Origin of the sequence: Actinoplanes lobatus, from assembly GCF_014205215.1 — a bacterium.
GTDB lineage: Bacteria > Actinomycetota > Actinomycetes > Mycobacteriales > Micromonosporaceae > Actinoplanes > Actinoplanes lobatus.
This window is the reverse complement of sequence record NZ_JACHNC010000001.1, coordinates 8,105,563-8,122,642: the sequence shown is the minus strand read 5'-3', so window position 1 is coordinate 8,122,642 and position 17,080 is coordinate 8,105,563. Positions and strand designations below refer to the sequence as shown.

Sequence of the window (17,080 nt, the reverse complement as noted above, 5' to 3'; positions counted from 1 at the left end):
ACCGTCCTGAGGAGGACCACCATGCGCCAGGCAGTCATGTACGCCCCCGGTGACGTCCGCGTGGAGCAGCGCGACCGGCCGGCCGTCGCCCGTCCGACCGATGCGGTCATCCGGGTCGCGGCGGCGTGCGTCTGCGGCTCCGACCTGTGGCCGTACCGGGGCATCGACCAGATCGCCGAGCCGCGGCTGATGGGCCACGAGTACGTCGGCGTCGTCGAGGAGGTCGGCGCCGAGGTCCGCGACATCAAACCCGGCCAGTTCGTCGTCGGTTCGTTCTTCACCAGCGACAACACGTGCGAGATCTGCCAGGCGGGCTACCAGTCCCGCTGCCCGGATCTCCGGCCGGTCGTCGACGAGTCCGGCGGCGCGCAGGCCGAGTTCCTGCGGGTGCCGTGGGCCGACGGCACCCTGGTCGCCACGCCCGGACAGCCGGACGCCGACCTGATCCCGTCGCTGCTGGCCGCCTCCGACGTCCTCGGGACCGGCTGGTTCGGCGCGGTCGCCGCCGAGGCCGGCCCCGGCAAGACGGTCGCGGTGGTCGGCGACGGCGCGGTCGGCCTGCTCGGCGTCCTGGCCGCCAAGCGGCTGGGCGCGCAGCGGATCATCGCGATGAGCCGGCACGCCGACCGGCAGAAGCTGGCGCTGGAGTTCGGCGCCACCGACATCGTCACCGAGCGCGGCGACGAGGGCATTTCCAAGATCAAAGACTTGACCGACGGGTACGGGGCCCACTCCACGATCGAGGCCGTCGGCACCCAGGAGTCGATGCTGCAGGCGATCCGCTCCACGCGGCCCGGCGGGCACGTCGGCTACGTCGGCGTCGCCCACGGTGTCACGCTGCCCGGCATGGAACTGTTCCTCTCCGGCGTGCACCTGCACGGCGGCCCCGCCCCGGTGCGCCGCTTCCTGCCCGAACTGATCGACCTCATCCTCAAGCGCGAGATCGACCCGGGCCGGGTGTTCGACCTCACGCTCCCACTCGACGAGGCGGCCGAGGGCTACCGGGCGATGGACGAGCGCCGCTCCATCAAGACGCTGCTCAGGCCCTGACTCACGTTGCCGGCAGGCCGGTGATCTCCTCGTAGAGGGCGTCGTACCCGGCGTCGTCGACCAGATCGAGCAGGCCGTCGTCGTCCACCGCGTAGACGCCCCTGTCGAAACAGGCGTTGGTGACGGCCACCAGCTCGGCGACCGAGTTGAACTCGACGACCGGGTGGCCCGGCACCAGCAGCGACACGACCACCGGCTCCTCGCCCGGCGCGTTCCAGGCGGCCACGTACAGGTCGATGCCGCCGTCACGCAGCAGCGGCACCCAGTGGGCGTAGGGCAGCTCGACGGACAGATCGGCCTTGGTCTCGTCGAGAGCGACCGGCCAGTAGCCCGGAATCACCCAGCAGTCACCGATCGTCTGGCCGTCCGCGTCATCGACGCCGTCACACCACGAGAACCAGGCCCGGACGGCCGCGGGCACATCGGCGCCGAGCACGGCGGTGATCTCCTCATCCGGCCGTCCGCGCCGCAGCCAGGAGGCGGCCGGTGCGCCGAGACGGCTCAGCGAGTCACTCCACCCGCGCAGGGCGTTCCCAAGATCGTCGTCCGCGTTCACGATCAGGAAGGTAGCAGGTCAGAAGTACTCTTCCAGACAGGCGGCGCCGCTCTCCGGCGTGCCCGGCTCCGTCACCACGACGAACCCACCACCGCGCCCGACATCGGCCGGCAGGGGAGTGTTGATGAGGATGAAGGCCGCGGCCAGGGAGAGCGCACCGGCCGCCAGGGAGACCAGATCCCGTCTGCGCATGCCCAGTCCTCTCACCGCCCGCATTTTACGGCCCCCAGTCAACCGCCGCCCGCCCGCGCGGGAAACGCCCTGACACAACTGCCGCGAGTACGCCCTCCCCGGGGATCCACTCCCTCGTTGCCGGGCCGGCGCGCGCAGTGACCTATTCGTCTTCCGGGTGATCCTCGGAGTCGATGTAACGGAGCACCTTGCTGATCTGCTCCGTGAGAAGTGTGTGCCCGATCTCGCGTGCCGCTGCGAGGCCCTTCTCCAGTACCACTCGTGCGCTGTCCAGCTCCCCGAGGATGACCAGGAGTTGGCCGAGACTACCGCCGGCGAGGGCGATGCCGTCCGGGCGTTGCAGGTGGTCGAGGATTTGGAACGCCTCGGCCAGGTGAGGTTTCGCGGCTTGGAAATCTTCAAGTTCCACGTAGATCTCCGCGATACCCCAGTTGATGTCGGCGATACCCTCCAGGTGGTTCAGCCGTTCCACGGCAGGAAGGATTTCGTGCCGGCGGATGCGGAGCGCTTCGGCGTACTCACCCCGCTCGAACAGAATGTCAGCGATGCTGCCCCAGCAGCTCGCGGCATTGCGGGCATTGCCAAGGCGTTCGAAGGCCGGCAGCGCTTTCTCCCGATGAATGCGGAGTGCTTCCTCGGGATCTCCGCGCCGGTGCAGGTCGTCGGCGATCTGGGTCCAGGTGATCGCGGCGGATCGAGTGTCGCCGAGTCGTTCGTAGACCGGCATCTCAACTTCGTGGCGGATGCGGAGTGCTTCGTCGTATTCGCCGCGTTGATAGTGGATGTCAGCGATGTTTCCCCAGGTAATTGCGGCGGAACGGGTGTCGCCGAGTCGTTCGTAGACGGGTAGTTGGACTTCGCAGCGGATGCGGAGTGTTTCGTCGTATTCGCCGCGTTGATAGTGGATGTCAGCGATGCTGCTCCAGGCTCTCGCGGTGTTACGGGTGTCACCGAGTCGTTCGAAGGCCGGCAGCGTCTTCTCCCGATAGATCCGCAGTGCTGCCTCGTGATCCCGGCGCCGGTACAGGTCGTCGGCGATCTTGCCCCAGGCAATTGCGGCGGAACGGGTGTCGCCGAGTCGTTCGTAGACGGGTAGCTGGACTTCGCGGCGGATGCGGAGTGCTTCGTCGTATTCGCCGCGCTGGTACAGGTTGTCGGCGATGTGCCCCCACGTCATTGCGGCGGATTTAGCGTCGCCGAGTCGTTCGTAGACGGGTAGCTGGACTTCGCGGTGGATGCGGAGTGCTTCATCGTATTCGCCGCATTGGTGCCTGATATTGGCGATTTTGGCCCAGGTATCCGCCACGTCACCCTCGGATCCGGCAGCGGCGAACACGTCATGGGCTTGAAACAGCAGCTGTTCGGCCTGTTCCAGCTTTCCCCGCGTGACCATCAGCCCGGCGTACTCAACGCTGACCCGGGCGTGTTCCAGTGGGTCGGCCGCGACCCCATGGCTGGCGGCGTGCTCGACGGCTCGATCGAACAGTGCGGCCGCAATGTCACCCTCACCGCAAAGCTGGGCCGCCCCGGCGGCGCGGCGCAGCAAGAACACAGGCACAGGGGCGGCGTGCCGATCGAGCACGGCGATGGCCTGCTGCCCGAGCGTCAGAGCGTGTTCCGCCGGACCGGCAAGCAAGGCGTGTACCGCGTCCGGGGCGGAGAGCGCGGTCACCGCCGCATCATCGGCCAGCACTGCCAGCCGGGCCAGCTGCACGTCCAGGACCGGGTTCCAGTCGGGTCGCTCTTCGGGGTCGCCCCACGCGGCCAGCAACGGCTGTACCACCACACCGGCCAGCTCGACCCGCTCAGCTTCGGTCAGCTTGATGATGCGGCCGGCGGCCAGTGCGTTGACCGCGATGGCGGTGTCTTCGTGGTTACCGACATCGGGGAAGACGTCGGCCAGCCCCAGGCCGCACAATCGCTGCGCTGACCCGCCGGTGCGGGTGCTCAGCACGTCGGTGACCGCTGTCGGAATGGGCATCTCGAACAGGGTCAGCGCCCGCAGCAGGGCGATGTGAGCATCGCCGGCCTGCTCGATCAGCGCGTCCAGCGCCAGATTCTCCACGAAAGCGCGGATATCGGCGTCGGCAGGCAGATCACCGCGTTTCAGGTAGGACTCCATATCGGCGACGGCCCGCTCGGCACGGTCCTGATCGACCTGAGGGCTGTAGACCAGCCGCAACGCGACCAGATCCTGTAGACCCGGATTGCCCCCGCTGACCGCCACCGCCCGGGCCGCCAGCCCGGCCCGGGACTCCCGCAGCCGCTCCGTCGGCACCGCCTGGTGCCGCACCGCCAGCTTCTGTTGCGCCACCGGGGACAACGGCGCCAACTGCACCGGCTCCAACCGCTCCTGTAGCTCGTCCAACGTGAACGTGAATCGGCTGGTCATCACCAGGCGGCTGTCACCCCGGCCGGGAACGAAGGCCGCCAGCACCGCCGCCAGTACCGGCGCATGTCCGGCGACCAGCTGATGTGGACCGTCCGGTCGCGAGTCGAGGATCTGCTCCAGGTCGTCGATGATCAGCAGGAGTGGCCGCTGCCCGTCGCCGGATTGGTCGCACGGACCGGACAACAGGTCCACCAGCACCCATCGCAGCGCCTCCGGCTGGTCGCGGACCTCTGCTCGCCGCTTCTCGATCAACGACCGGGCCGCCGGGTTGTCCTCCACCGCGGCCGCGATCGCGTCCAGCACACCCATCGCCGTGTAGTCACCGAACACCACCGCCACCGCGTGGTCGGTGAACCGGTCCGCCAACCGCGCCGCGAGGCTCGACTTTCCCAATCGGCCCTGCCCGTGCAGCAACACCCCGGCCCGCTCGCCACCGCGCAGCACCCGCAGGACGTGCTGCATCTCCTGACGCCGGCCGACGAACATCTCCGCCGTGGCCACCGGAACATGACGCCGCTTGAGGTCCAGGAACGTCTTCGTACCGTGCAATGCCGGCATCAGCTGCCGCCGGCGTTTCCCACCCACCGCTGGACCGCCGCCCGGTGGGCCCAGCCAGATCCGGGCCAGATGCCAATCCGCCCGCAATCGCGGGTGCTCGCACGCCATGAGCTGGCGGCGCGCGTCACCCACCGCGGCCGCAAGCTCCTGTCGCAGTCCGAGCTGCTTGTAGAGGTGCTGCGAGAACAGGGTCGCGGCGCCGTCGGTGACCGAACCGTCCCAGCCGATCACCGCGGGCACCCCGGCACGCACCAGGCTGGTGGACAGCGAATGCGCCACTTCGCCCTGGGCCGCTCCGCCGCTGTCCGGAGCACCGGGAGAGCGGTGGTCCGGCCCGCCGGGCAGATGCCCGACCTCGTCCGCCGCCGTGGCCGTCAGGCAGGCCGAGACGACCATCAGCCGCGGCATGGGCGACAGTCGCCGGATCAGGTCCGCCGCGGTGACCGCCTGGCCGTCGCCGACCTCGTTCTCCATCATCAGCACCGGCACTCGGGGCCCGTCCGGCGTCGTCTGCCAGTTGTTCACCCCGTGGCAGGACAGGTGCAGTACCGGGAGGCCGCCGAGGTCGGCCCACCGCAGCCCGAGCTGCTCCGGGTCGCCGGTGTCGTCCACGACCAGATCCACCCGGGTGTCGCCGACCGCGGTCAGGATGGCGGACTCCTCGGCTTCGAAGTCGAGTTCGTGCTGGCCGCGCGGCGCCGACGCCATGAACATCAACCCGAGCCGGAGGTCGTCCAGCGGCGGAGCGGCGACAGGCGTCCCCAGTCGGCGGACCACCTCGAAGCGCCGCAGCCCGTCCGCGGCAAGAAATCCACCCTGGTCGGCGAGGACCTCCCACGGCGCCCGCAGCACCGCCCACCCGGCCGCCGACGGTGACTGCGGCGCCCGCACCTCGAACACCAGCGGTGCCGTGGCGCGTTCCAACCGCACGCTCAGCATTTCGCCGCCGCCGTCGAGCCACGCGAACAATTCCCGGCCCAGCCCCACGAACACCGCGTCGTCCGCGCGGGCGTGTATCGCCTCGACATACCGGCCCGCCACGCCCTGGAGCAACTCCACGTCGGCGGTGTCCAGTTTCCGGCGGGCACCCACCGGCTCGCCGCCGACCTGCATTTCGAACCCGGCAGCGTCCAGCAGCAGACCAGTGATCACCCGCCGACCTCCCACTCTCGTCACTACTACCTGGCGGACAGGAGGGGTTTGGGTGGGGCGAAGCGGGCGGACAGGAGGGGTTTGGGTGGGGCGATGCGGGCGGGGAGGGTTTGGGCGGGGCGGGGCGGGGCGGGGCGGGGCGAGGTGGGGCGATGCCGGCGGGTGGGTGGGGTGGGGGTGGGGCGATGCCGGCGGGTGGGTGGGGTGGGGGTGGGGCGATGCCGGCGGGTGGGAGGGACTTGGGCGAGGCGACGCCGGCGGACCGGAAAGGATTGGACGGGGCGGCGGTCGGGCGGGTAGTTTTCTGCTGCCCGTGACACCGCCTGAGGAGGTGAGACCCATGAACGTTGTATCGCAGTGGGTGCTCCCTCTCGCCGTCACGGTTGGGCGATTGACGTAGGTGTCGCCGGGAGCGCCGCGAAGGCACTCCTGGAAGGCAACACCATGGAATTCGATGTGATCATCGCCGGTTGTGGGCCGGCCGGCGCGATGCTCGCCGCCGAGCTGAGGCTGCATGACGTGCGGGTCCTCGTCGTGGAAAAAGAGACCGAGCCCGCCTCGTTCGTCCGCATCGTCGGTCTGCACATCCGCAGTCTCGAACTGCTGGCGATGCGCGGCCTGCTCGACCGCATTCTCGAACACGGGCGACGGCGCCCGGCCGCCGGTTTCTTCGCGGCGATCGACAAACCTCAACCCCAAAACCTCGATTCGGGGTACGCCTACCTGCTCGGCATTCCGCATCCGGTGATCGTCCGCCTGCTGGAGGAACACGCGGTCGCAGCGGGCGCGCAGGTCCGGCACGGTTCGGCGGTGACCGGTCTCGAGCAGGACGACGAGGGTGTGACCGTCGAACTGGCCGGCGGGGAGACGGTGCGTGCCCGCTTTCTCGTCGGCTGCGACGGCGGCCGCAGTACGGTGCGCAAACTGCTCGGCGTCGGCTTCCCGGGGGAGCCCGCGCGTAACGAGACGCTGATGGGCGAGATGGGCGTGGCCGTCCCGGCGGAGGAGATCGCCGCCCGGGTGGCCGAGATCAGCGTGACCGACAGGCGGTTCAGTCTCCGGCCCGCCGGCGATGGCGTCTACGGTGTGGTGATCCCGGTCGAGGGTGTCAGCGATCGTGGCGAACCGCCCACTCTCGACGATTTCAGGAAGCGGTTGCAGATCGTCGCGGGAACCGATTTCGGGGTGCATTCCCCGCGCTGGATGTCCCGTTTCGGCGATGCCACCCGGCTGGCCGACAGCTACCGGGTGGGGCGGGTGCTGCTGGCCGGCGACGCGGCACACATTCATCCGCCGATCGGCGGTCAGGGCCTCAATCTGGGTGTGCAGGACGCGTTCAACCTGGGCTGGAAACTGGCCGCGCAGATCCGCGGCTGGGCGCCGGAGGCACTGCTCGGCACGTACGAGGCCGAACGCCGTCCGGTCGCCGCGGACGTGCTGGACAACACCCGCGCCCAGATGGCGTTGGTGTCCTCCGAACCGGGTGCTCAGGCCGTACGAAAATTGTTGTCGGAATTGATGGATTTCGACGAGGTGAATCGGTATCTGATCGGCCGGATCGCCGGGATCGACATCCGGTACGACTTCGGTGCGGGTCCCGATCTGCTCGGCCGGCGGATGCCCGACGTCGAGGTGAAGTCCGGCCGTCTCTACGGGCTGCTGCATCGCGGCCGTGGCCTGCTGCTGGACCGCACCGAACGGCTGACCGCCGGCGGCTGGGCGGACCGCGTCGATCATCTCGGCGATCCCACCGCGGCCCTGGACGCACCGGCTGTCCTGGTGCGCCCGGACGGTCACGTCGTCTGGATCGGCGACGACCAGCGGGATCTGGACGAGCAACTCGCCCGCTGGTTCGGCCGGCCGATCGCCGCCACGGAGACCTCGGCACCGCGCCGTTGACGTAATCCGAGCGCTGCCGGATCGGCGACCCGCAACAGGGGCCGGCGATCCGGCGCGTTCGGCGGTCTGTGGCGGGGAACGGTTCGCTGGGGATCAATTCGGGCGTTTCGCGTCCCGGAGGCGGGCCGCTCAGTAGGTTTCCGTGGGTGGCGACCTTCATCATTTACAGCCCCGGTGCGCTGCAGCCCTACGGTCACGCCTTCGACTACGTCGGCGGACTCGGGTCCGGTCTGTGCGACCAGGGCTACCAGGTGCACGTCGTGACGCACGACGGGCCGCTGGTGCTGTCCGGCGTCATGGTGCATACCGCCACCTCCGCGGCCTGGGACCGGCTGCTCGCCGTCCTGCCGTCGAGACTGCGCAGGCACGCGTTCCGGCTGCTGGCGGAGCCTCGCCTGCTGTCCACGCTGAGCCGGGTCAGGGCGGAGCACCCGGACGCCCCGGTGCTGTTCGAGACGTTCGAGTACCTGAGCCTCGCCCGCTATCTGCGGCGGCCCCACGGGGGGCTCACCGGGGGCATCTTCCACTCCACCACCTTCCGCTCCGAACGGGAGGGCGTGCTGCGGACGGCATACAAGCGGGTCTCGGCCCGGGCGGCACGGCGAATCGCACGCAGCCTGGCCGTGGTGTACGTGCACGGCCCGCACCTGCGCCGCAGGCTCCTCGACGAGCTGTCCCTGCCCGAGACCTCGCCGGTGCGGGTGCTTGCTCACGGTGCCCCCGACCCCGCCGAAGTCGTGCTGCCCACCCGGGAGAAGGCGCGGGAGGTGCTCGGGCTCCCGGCCGGGAACATCCTGCTGTCGTTGGGCACGCTGCGCCGCGACAAGGATCTGTCCACGCTGGTACGCGCCGTCGCAGCCAGCCCGGACTGGGTGCTCGTGCACGCCGGCCCGGAGGGCGACGCGTCCTACCGGGAGTTGGAGCAGCTGGGTGAGGCGAACGGGCTCGGCGCCCGGCTCGTGATCCATAAACGGTTCATCCCGGCGGTCGAGCACCCCCTCTACTTCGGCGCGGCCGATCTGGTGTCCGCGTTCTACGACCCGGCGATGACGCACGAGAGCGGGACGGCGAAGCGGGCGCGCGCGTTCTCTCGGCCGCTGCTCGCGGCGGGCCCCCCGGACCTGCTCGACTACGTCACCGAGTGGGGCGTCGGCTACACCGTCCCGCCCCATGACGTGGATGCGGCGGCTGAAGCCCTCCGCCGTCATGCCGGTCTGTCACCCGAGGACGCTGCGGCGCTCGAGCAGCGCATCCACCGCGCGGGGCAGGAGTTGTCGTGGCGATCGGTCGCCGCGACCATCGCCGCCGACCTCAGCCCGCACCATACGACGTAGTAGGGCAGGCCGATCGCCGGCTGAGCCGGGCTACGACGGGCCGAGCCGTGGAGCGAGCAGGCGTAACGCTCGTTGCACGGCCGGTCCGATGTCGGCGGGTTCCGGCGCCGTCGCGACCACGCCGTAGATCATCCGGTGGGCGAGCAGGACGTCGTCGACGGTGAGCCGGGCGTCGACCAGCCCGGCCGCCTGGGCGGGTGGCAGGGCGGTCCGGACGAGGGCGAGCATGTGCTGCGGGCCGGTGTAGTCGGGCATGCTGCGCCGGGCGTCGACGGCCATCTCGACGAAGGCCGCGGATTCGATGGTCAGCTCGACCATGCGCTTCCACAGGCGGCCGAAGGTGTGCTCGTCGGGTGCCGCGCAGATCGCGTCGAGCTGGGCGAAGTTCTCCTCGAAGACGGCCAGGGCCAGGTCCAGCCGGGTGGGGAAGTGCCGGTAGAACACGCCCTGGCCGACGCCGGCCTCCTTGGCGATCGCGCTGAGCGGCACGTGGTAGCCGCGTGCGGCGAACAGCCGGCGGGCCGCGTCGAGGATCGCCTGCCGGTTCTCCGAGGCCGCGGCCGGGCCACGGTTGACGCGGCCGGAACTCGTGCTCATAGTGATCACCCTAACAACCGGACAACATTGTCCGGATGCTTGGATGTTCTGAGGAGCGCCGCCATGACCATCCCTGACAGCTGGGATCACACCTACGACGTCGTCGTGATCGGCTCCGGCGGCGCCGGATTCGCCACCGCGCTCGGCGCGATCGACGAGGGACTCAGCGTGCTGCTGATCGAGGGCAGCGCCAAGTGGGGCGGCAGCACCGCCATGTCGGGCGGCGGCATGTGGCTGCCGAACAACCCGCTGATGCGCCGGGCCGGGCTGCGCGACTCCCGCGAGGAGGCGCTCACCTACCTGGAGGCGACCGTCGGCGTCACCGGCCGGGCCACCTCCCGGGAGCGCAAGGAGGCCTTCGTCGACGGCGTCGACGACTTCGTCACCACCGCCGAGAAGCACGGCATGGTCTTCGCCCGCGCCACCGACTACCCCGACTACTACCCGGAGCTGCCGGGCGGGAAGATCGGCCGCTCGCTGGAGGTCGAGCCGCTGAACTCCCGCATCGCCGGCGCCTGGTGGAAGACCAGCAACGCGCCGGCCGCGATGCCGGTGAAGACCGACGACGTGTGGCTGCTCGGGCGTGCCTGGTCCACCCTCGGCGGCTTCGCCCGCGGCGCCCGGCTGGTCCTCCGGGTGCTCGGCGGCCTGGTCCGCGGGCACCGCCTGGCCGGTATCGGCGCGGGTCTGGCCACCGCGTTCCTGCGGGCGGTCGTCATCGACGGCCACGCGCCGCTGTGGCTCGGCTCCCCGCTGGAGGAGCTGATCGTCGACGACGACGGCCGGGTGGCCGGGGTCCGCGTCACCCGCGACGGCCGGCCGGTGACCGTCGCCGCCACCCGCGGCGTCATGCTCGCCGCCGGAGGGTTCGACCACAACACCGAGTGGCGGCGCCGGTTCCACGGCATCGACGGCGCCCCGTCCGGCAATCCCGCCAACCTCGGCGGCGCCATCGAACTGGCCGAGAAGGCCGGCGCCGCGGTGGAGCTCATGGACGACGCCTGGTGGGGCGCCTCGGTCGCGGCCACCCCGGGGCACGTGCCGGCCTTCATCGTCGGCGAGCGGTCCCTGCCGTACTCGATCATCGTCGACGCCCGTGGGGACCGTTTCGCCAACGAGTCCGAGTCGTACGTCGACCTCGGCCACCACATGCTCGAACACGACAAGGACGGCACGTACTGGATGATCGCCGACGCCCGGCACGCCCGCCGCTACCTGCGTACCTTCGCCCTGGACCCGCGCAACAACAAGGCCATGCGCGAGGCCGGGATCCTGGCGAAGGCGCCGACCCTGGACGAGCTGGCGGGCCGGATCGGTGTCGGGCCGGACCGGCTGCGCGCGACGGTCGAGCGGTTCAACGGCTTCGCCCGCTGCGGCGTCGACGGTGACTTCGGCCGGGGCAACTCCGCGTACGACCGTTACTACGGCGACCCCACGGTCCGGCCCAACCCCTGTCTGGGACCGCTGGAGAAGGGCCCGTTCACCGCCTTCAAGGTGGTCATCGGCGACCTCGGCACCAAGGGCGGCGTCCTCACCGACCCGGACGGCCGGGCCCTGCGCGAGGACGGCACCGTCATCGACGGCCTGTACGCCGCGGGCAACAACTCCGCCTCGGTGATGGGCCGCACCTACCCGGGTCCCGGCTCGACGATCGGCCCCGCGGTGGTCTTCGGACTGCGTGCCGCCCGGCGTATGGCCCGCGGGTGAAAGTACGCCTTTCGGGTGAGTGACGTCATGTGGCACATTGGCCAGGCACAGAGGCGAGTAACGGGGGTCTGGTAGGACATGGCGGTTTCACGGCAGCGGCGCCGAATGCTCAGGGCGTTGTCCGCGGCGACGATCGCGGCAGCGGTGCTGTCCCCGGCGGCACCGGCGTGGGCCGCCCCCGGCTATCCCTCGCTGGCCCCGTGCGTGCCGGGCGTGGTGACGGCGGCCGACGAGGCGATCGCCGCCCAGCTGAAGCCGATGATGAACGGCCGCCGCCTCGGCTCCGGGGTGACCGGCCCCCGGATCGCCTGCGCCCGTGCGATCATCGCCACCGTCCAGTCCCGGGGGCTGGGTCAGCGCGCCGCCGTGATCGCGGTCACCGCCGCGATCGCCGAGAGCACGCTGAACAACCACACCGTCGCCTACGACCACGACAGTCTCGGCCTGTTCCAGCAGCGGCCCTCGCAAGGGTGGGGAAAGCCCGCGCAGGTGGTGGACCCGGTCTACGCCACCAACGCGTTCCTCAACGCCATGCTGCGCAAACACCCGGGCGGCAGCTGGATGACCGGTGACATCGGAGCGATCTGCCAGCGGGTGCAGGGCTCGGCGCTGCCGCTGGCGTACACCCCGGAGGCCCACGACGCGCAGCTCATCGTCGGGCGGTTGTGGGCGCAGGCGGGTCCGGCGCCCACACCGCAGCCGTCGGCGTCGTCCGGCCCGTACCAGAAGGCGCTCGCCGCGGCGGGCACCCAGCTGGGCGCTCTGGCCGGGCGGCACGAACTCGCGCTGGCCGACTGGAACGGCGACGGCCGGCCCGACCTGTTCGTCGTCGAGGGCACCGGGACGGCCAGCGGCAAGACCGAGATCCGCATCATGGACGGCGCCGCCAACTTCGCCGCGCTCCTGCTGACCAGGGTGACCGCGCTCGGCGAGACCGGCGATCAGTACGCCTACGCGATCGCCGACGTCAACGGCGACAAGCGGCCGGACCTCATGGCGGTGCAGCGCTCCGGCACCACGAGCGGCACCGCCGAGGTGACCGTCCTCGACGGGGCGTCGGCCTTCCGGCAGCAACTGCTCCACACCGGTACCCCGCTGGCCGCCAACGACGAACGCCGGCGGTTCGCCCTGACCGACTGGAACGGCGACGCCCACCCGGATCTCGTCGTCGTCAAGACCTCCGGCACCACCGGCAATCGGATGCAGGTCCAGCTTCTCGACGGAGCCGCGAACTTCCAGCGGCACCTGACTCCGGCGATCGTCACCGCGGAGCCCGCGAACCCCGACCACCGGGTGCTCGTGACCGACTTCAACAACGACCGGCGGCCCGACCTGGTGATCGTCGAGACGTCCGCCAGGGCCGACGGCCGGACCCGGCTGCGCGTGCTCGACGGGGCGACCGGGTTCCAGCGCACGCTGTTCAAGGCCGACACCGCCCCGGGCGTCACCCACCATCTCGAGCTGCTGATCACCGAGTGGAACGGCGACCGCCGCCCGGACCTGATGCTGGTGCAGGAGGACGGCACCGCCAGCGGCCGTACCGAAATGGTGGTTCTCGGCGGTTAGCCCGCGTCTTCGGCCGGCGCGCCGACCTGCTCCGCGGTGGGCGTCTTGAAGCCGATGAAGCCGTAGAGCACGTCGAGGAGCGGGCTGAGGATGTTGAAGAAGCAGTACGGCAGGTAGGCGCCGGTGGCCACCCCGAGCACCCCGGCGGTGTAGGCCCCGCTGGTGTTCCACGGCACCAGTACCGCCGTGACCGTGCCCGCGTCCTCGACCGCGCGGGCCAGCGTCTGCGGCGCCAGGCCACGGCGGGCGAACTCGTCCCGGAACATGCGGCTCGGCAGGACGTCGGCGACGTACACGTCGCCGGCCACCACGTTGAGGCCGATCCCGGTCCCGTTGACGGCCAGGATCAGCGAGCCGCGCCGCTTCGCCCGGGTGACGACGGGTTCGATGAGCCGGCGCAGGAATCCGGCGTACTCCATGACCGCGGCGAAGGAGAGCGCGCCGAGGATCAGCCAGACCGTGGTCAGCATGCTCACCATGCCGCCGCGGGTGAACAGCTCGTCGATGACCGGCTGCCCGGAGCGGCAGACGAATCCGCTGGCCATCGCCGAGAAGACGGCCTTCGCGCCGGTGGCGACCGGACCGAGGCCGGGCTCGCCGACGAACGCCGTCACCGCGGAGTGCTGGGTGAACACCGCGAGGACGCCGGCGAACAGCGCCGATCCCATCAGCGCGAGGAACGGCGGGATCTGCTTCACCGTGAAGACCAGCAACAGCAGCATGGGCAGCAGGTTGAGCACCGAGAGGTGGAAGACGCCGCCGAGCGCCTGCTGGGCCGCCTCCGTGTCGATCTGCCCCTCGGGCTGCGCGTTCAGGCCCATCACGAAGAAGATGACCAGGCTGATCGCCAGCGCCGGGCCCGACGTCCAGAACACGTTGCGGATGTGCTGGCTGACCGTCAGGCCGCGGCCGACGAGTTTCGGCACCAGGATCGTCGTCTCCGACAGTGGGGTCATCTTGTCGCCGAAGTACGCCCCGCAGATCACCGCGCCGGCGGTCACCTCGACCGGTAGCCCCATCACCTTCGACATCGCCACGAACGCCACGCCGAGGGTGCCGGCCGTGGTCCACGAACTGCCGGTGACCAGGCCGACCGCGGCGCACACGACGGCTGTCGTGAGGTAGAACCAGGCCGGGCTCATCAGGCCGATCCCGACGTCCACGACGCTGGGGATGGTGCCCGCCATGTTCCAGGTGCCGATCAGCGCGCCGATCGCGAGCAGCATGAAGATCGGTCCCATGGCCGTGGTGACGCCACCGATCGCCGCATCGGCCACCGACGACATCGCGAATCCGTTCTTCAGCGCCATCAGGGCGGCGAAGGCCGCGCTCAACAGCAGCGCCACCTGCAACGGGCCGTCCATCGCGCCCGCGCCGAACAGGATGATGCTGCTGGCGAGCAGGGTGATGAGCACGGCGACCGGCAGCACCGCATCGAGCATCGTCGGTGGCCGGCCCTCACCCGGCGGCGGTTGATCATTCATGGCGGTCAGGATGAATCACCTGCCGTGTGGTCGGCATCACCCTTGGTGGATGGCAAACGGCTCGCCTCGGGAACGGCGATCGACCGGATTCCGGCCGTCCGTGCGGGCTAGCATGGCTGGCGACACGCCGAGCCGAACATTCCCCCCGTACCGGTCACGATGGGTGGTGGGGGGATGCATGCCGATGATCGCGCCGTTCTGCTGTCCGGACCGGATGTCGGCGAGCTGGAGCAGGAGTACGTCCTGGCCGCCCTCCGCTCGGGCTGGATCGCACCGGTCGGCCCGGATCTGGACCGGTTCGAGCGGGAGATCGCCGAGCGGGCCGGGGTGCCGCACGCGGTCGCGGTGAACTCGGGGACGGCCGCCCTGCACCTGGCCCTGATGGGTGTCGGCGCCGGTCCCGGTGACGTCGTCGTCGTGCCCACGCTGACCTTCGTGGCCACCGCGAACGCCGTCGTGCACGCCGGCGCCACACCGGTCCTCGTCGACTGCGACCCGGACACCGGCAACCTCGATCCCGGTCTGCTGTCCGGTGCGCTCGCCGACCTGGACGCCGAGGGGGCACGCGTGCGGGCGGTGATGACCGTCGACCTGTACGGCCGGTGCGCCGACTACGGGCGGATCCTGCCACTGTGCGACCGGCACGGCGTACCCGTCGTCGAGGACGCCACCGAGTCGCTCGGGGCCGCGCACGCCGGGCGCCCGGCCGGCTCGTTCGGGCGGGCGGCGGCGTTCTCGTTCAACGGCAACAAGATCATCACGACGTCGGGTGGCGGCATGCTGGTCACCGCCGACGCGGAGCTGGCCGACCGGGCCCGCTACCTGGCCGGTCAGGCGCGGCTGCCGGCCGAGCACTACGAGCACGGCGACGTCGGCTACAACTACCGGCTCAGCAATCTGCTGGCCGCGCTGGGCCGGGCCCAGCTGTGCCGCCTGGACGCCATGATCGAACGGCGGCGGGCGCTGCACGACGGGTACACCAAGGTCTTCGCGCACGTCGACGGGGTGAGCATCCTGGGCGGCGACGACCCGGCCGCCAACCGCTGGCTCACCGCCGTCGTCGTCGATCCGGACCGGACCGGCTGGCGGGCCCGTGACCTTGCCGTACACCTGGCGGCGCGCAACGTGGAGACGCGGCCGGTCTTCAAACCCATGCACCGCCAGCTCCCGTACGCGCACGCCCGCAACTTCCTGTCCGGCGCCGCCGATCGCCTGTTCGCCGACGGCCTGGTCCTGCCCGGCGGATCCGCGCTCGGCGACGACCAGGTACGCCGTGTCCTCGACGAGATCACCGAGTTCCTGGAAGGTCGCTGATGAGAGCCCGATTCACCGATGTGGCGCAGCGCGCCATCGACATCGGCGTGTCCGCGACCGCCCTGGTCGTCACCGCGCCGGTGATGGCCGGGGTCGCCGCCGCGGTCGCGGTCAACCTGGGGCGCCCGGTGCTGTTCCGTCAGCGGCGGCCGGGTCTGCACGGCCGCCCGTTCACACTGGTCAAGTTCCGTACCATGCGGGACATCGACGAGCGGCGTGGCCTGGTCACCGACGCCGACCGGCTCACCGGCCTGGGCCGGGCGCTGCGCTCCACCAGCCTGGACGAGCTGCCGACGCTGTGGAACGTGCTGCGCGGCGACATGAGCCTGGTGGGACCCCGGCCGCTGCTCATGCAGTACCTCGACCTGTACAGCCCGGACCAGGCGCGGCGGCATCTGGTCCGGCCGGGGGTCACCGGGCTCGCCCAGGTGAGCGGCCGCAATCTGCTGGACTGGGAGGAGCGGCTGGCCCTCGACGTCTGGTACGTCGACCACCGCTCGCTGGCGCTGAACGCCAAGATCTGCCTGCGGACCGTGCTGACCCTGTTCCGCCGGGAGGGCATCTCGGCGCCGGGGGAGGCGACGATGTCGCTGTTCACCGGTTCTCCGCGGGCCGCGTCGGAAGCCGCCGGCGATGCCTGAACCGATCGTCATCGTCGGGTGCGGGGGCTACGGCCGGGAGATCTTCGGAGTCATCGCGGCCATCAACGGCGCCGGCGACTCGTGGAAGGTGCTGGGCTTCCTCGACGACACCCCGTCCGAGACGAACCTGCGCCGCCTGGACCGGCTCGGCACCGCCTGCCTGGGCCCGAACGAACTGCTGGCGGAGCTGGACGCGCACTACGTCGTCGGCATCGGCGACCCGCGGACCCGGGCCGCGGTCACCGCCCTGCTGGAACCGTTCGGCAGGCCCGCGGCCACCCTCGTCCACCCGGCGGCCGTCCAGGGGCCGCACAACCACCTGGCCGACGGGGTGGTCTTGTGCGCCGGGGCCCAGGTCACCACGAACGTGACCCTGGGCCGGCACACGCACCTCAACCTGAACGTGACGGTCGGCCACGACGCGGTGCTCGCCGACCACGTGCAGGTGAATCCCCTCGCGGCGGTGTCCGGCGACTGCTGCATCGGGCGGGAGGTGCTGATCGGCACCGGCGCGGTGGTGCTCCAGGGCCGGGAGGTGGGTGACGGCGCGACGGTGGGCGCGAGCGCCTGCGTGGCCCGCGACGTCGGCGCCGGGCAGATCGTCAAGGGCGTGCCGGCCAGATAGCGGAGATGAGATC

The 17,080-nt window shown here is 70.8% G+C and carries 13 protein-coding genes; 8 read left to right on the top strand and 5 right to left on the bottom strand.

The window, feature by feature from the left end; genetic code table 11:
• The first annotated feature begins 21 nt into the window (after positions 1 to 21).
• Positions 22 to 1,050: a zinc-dependent alcohol dehydrogenase family protein gene (locus BJ964_RS37295; protein ID WP_188125049.1), complete on the top strand. Its 1,029-nt coding sequence runs from the start codon at positions 22 to 24 to the stop codon at positions 1,048 to 1,050.
• Position 1,051: 1 nt separating this feature from the next.
• Here the strand turns inward: BJ964_RS37295 and BJ964_RS37290 are convergent, their stop codons facing one another.
• From BJ964_RS37290 to BJ964_RS37280, 3 genes are all read right to left on the bottom strand, one after another.
• A complete protein-coding gene (locus BJ964_RS37290; protein ID WP_188125048.1) occupies positions 1,052 to 1,606 on the bottom strand; it encodes an SMI1/KNR4 family protein in 555 nt (184 codons plus the stop codon).
• Positions 1,607 to 1,624: 18 nt separating this feature from the next.
• Positions 1,625 to 1,798 (bottom strand): hypothetical protein, encoded by a 174-nt coding sequence (locus BJ964_RS37285; protein WP_188125047.1) that lies wholly within the window; start codon positions 1,796 to 1,798, stop codon positions 1,625 to 1,627.
• Positions 1,799 to 1,940: 142 nt separating this feature from the next.
• Complete coding sequence (locus BJ964_RS37280; RefSeq protein WP_262479410.1) at positions 1,941 to 6,242, bottom strand: tetratricopeptide repeat protein; 4,302 nt, start codon at positions 6,240 to 6,242, stop codon at positions 1,941 to 1,943.
• A 102-nt stretch (positions 6,243 to 6,344) separates the two neighbouring features.
• On the opposite strand from BJ964_RS37280, the gene BJ964_RS37275 reads away from it, so the two are divergent.
• A complete protein-coding gene (locus BJ964_RS37275) occupies positions 6,345 to 7,799 on the top strand; it encodes an FAD-dependent monooxygenase (RefSeq protein WP_188125046.1) in 1,455 nt (484 codons plus the stop codon).
• A 146-nt stretch (positions 7,800 to 7,945) separates the two neighbouring features.
• The gene (locus BJ964_RS37270; protein WP_188125045.1) at positions 7,946 to 9,133 is read left to right on the top strand and encodes a glycosyltransferase family protein; all 1,188 of its coding nucleotides are present in this window, start codon (positions 7,946 to 7,948) and stop codon (positions 9,131 to 9,133) included.
• Positions 9,134 to 9,163: 30 nt separating this feature from the next.
• Here BJ964_RS37270 and BJ964_RS37265 read toward each other — a convergent pair whose 3' ends face one another.
• Positions 9,164 to 9,730 carry a TetR/AcrR family transcriptional regulator gene (locus BJ964_RS37265; RefSeq protein ID WP_188125044.1) on the bottom strand — a complete coding sequence of 189 codons (567 nt, stop codon included), beginning with the start codon at positions 9,728 to 9,730 and terminating at the stop codon, positions 9,164 to 9,166.
• A gap of 63 nt (positions 9,731 to 9,793) precedes the next feature.
• Here BJ964_RS37265 and BJ964_RS37260 point away from each other — a divergent pair, with 63 nt between their 5' ends.
• Both BJ964_RS37260 and BJ964_RS37255 read left to right on the top strand, forming a co-directional pair.
• Entirely contained in the window at positions 9,794 to 11,437 is a 1,644-nt protein-coding gene (locus BJ964_RS37260) for an FAD-binding protein (protein WP_188125043.1), read from the top strand.
• Positions 11,438 to 11,554: 117 nt separating this feature from the next.
• Entirely contained in the window at positions 11,555 to 13,003 is a 1,449-nt protein-coding gene (locus BJ964_RS37255) for an FG-GAP repeat domain-containing protein (protein WP_229806666.1), read from the top strand.
• On the opposite strand, the gene BJ964_RS37250 is transcribed toward BJ964_RS37255, so the two are convergent.
• Complete coding sequence (locus tag BJ964_RS37250) at positions 13,000 to 14,487, bottom strand: Na+/H+ antiporter NhaC family protein (RefSeq protein ID WP_229806665.1); 1,488 nt, start codon at positions 14,485 to 14,487, stop codon at positions 13,000 to 13,002. The two genes, BJ964_RS37255 and BJ964_RS37250, sit on opposite strands and share 4 nt — an antisense overlap.
• Before the next feature lie 174 nt (positions 14,488 to 14,661).
• On the opposite strand from BJ964_RS37250, the gene BJ964_RS37245 reads away from it, so the two are divergent.
• The 3 genes from BJ964_RS37245 to BJ964_RS37235 are packed head-to-tail and all read left to right on the top strand — an operon-like array spanning position 14,662 to position 17,067.
• On the top strand, positions 14,662 to 15,801 hold the full coding sequence (locus BJ964_RS37245) for a DegT/DnrJ/EryC1/StrS family aminotransferase (RefSeq protein WP_188125041.1): 1,140 nt from the start codon (positions 14,662 to 14,664) through the stop codon (positions 15,799 to 15,801).
• Positions 15,801 to 16,442 (top strand): sugar transferase, encoded by a 642-nt coding sequence (locus tag BJ964_RS37240; protein ID WP_188125040.1) that lies wholly within the window; start codon positions 15,801 to 15,803, stop codon positions 16,440 to 16,442. Before BJ964_RS37245 ends, BJ964_RS37240 begins: the two co-directional genes overlap by 1 nt.
• Complete coding sequence (locus tag BJ964_RS37235) at positions 16,435 to 17,067, top strand: NeuD/PglB/VioB family sugar acetyltransferase (protein WP_188125039.1); 633 nt, start codon at positions 16,435 to 16,437, stop codon at positions 17,065 to 17,067. The genes BJ964_RS37240 and BJ964_RS37235 overlap by 8 nt, the downstream gene beginning before the upstream one ends.
• Positions 17,068 to 17,080: the final 13 nt, after the last annotated feature.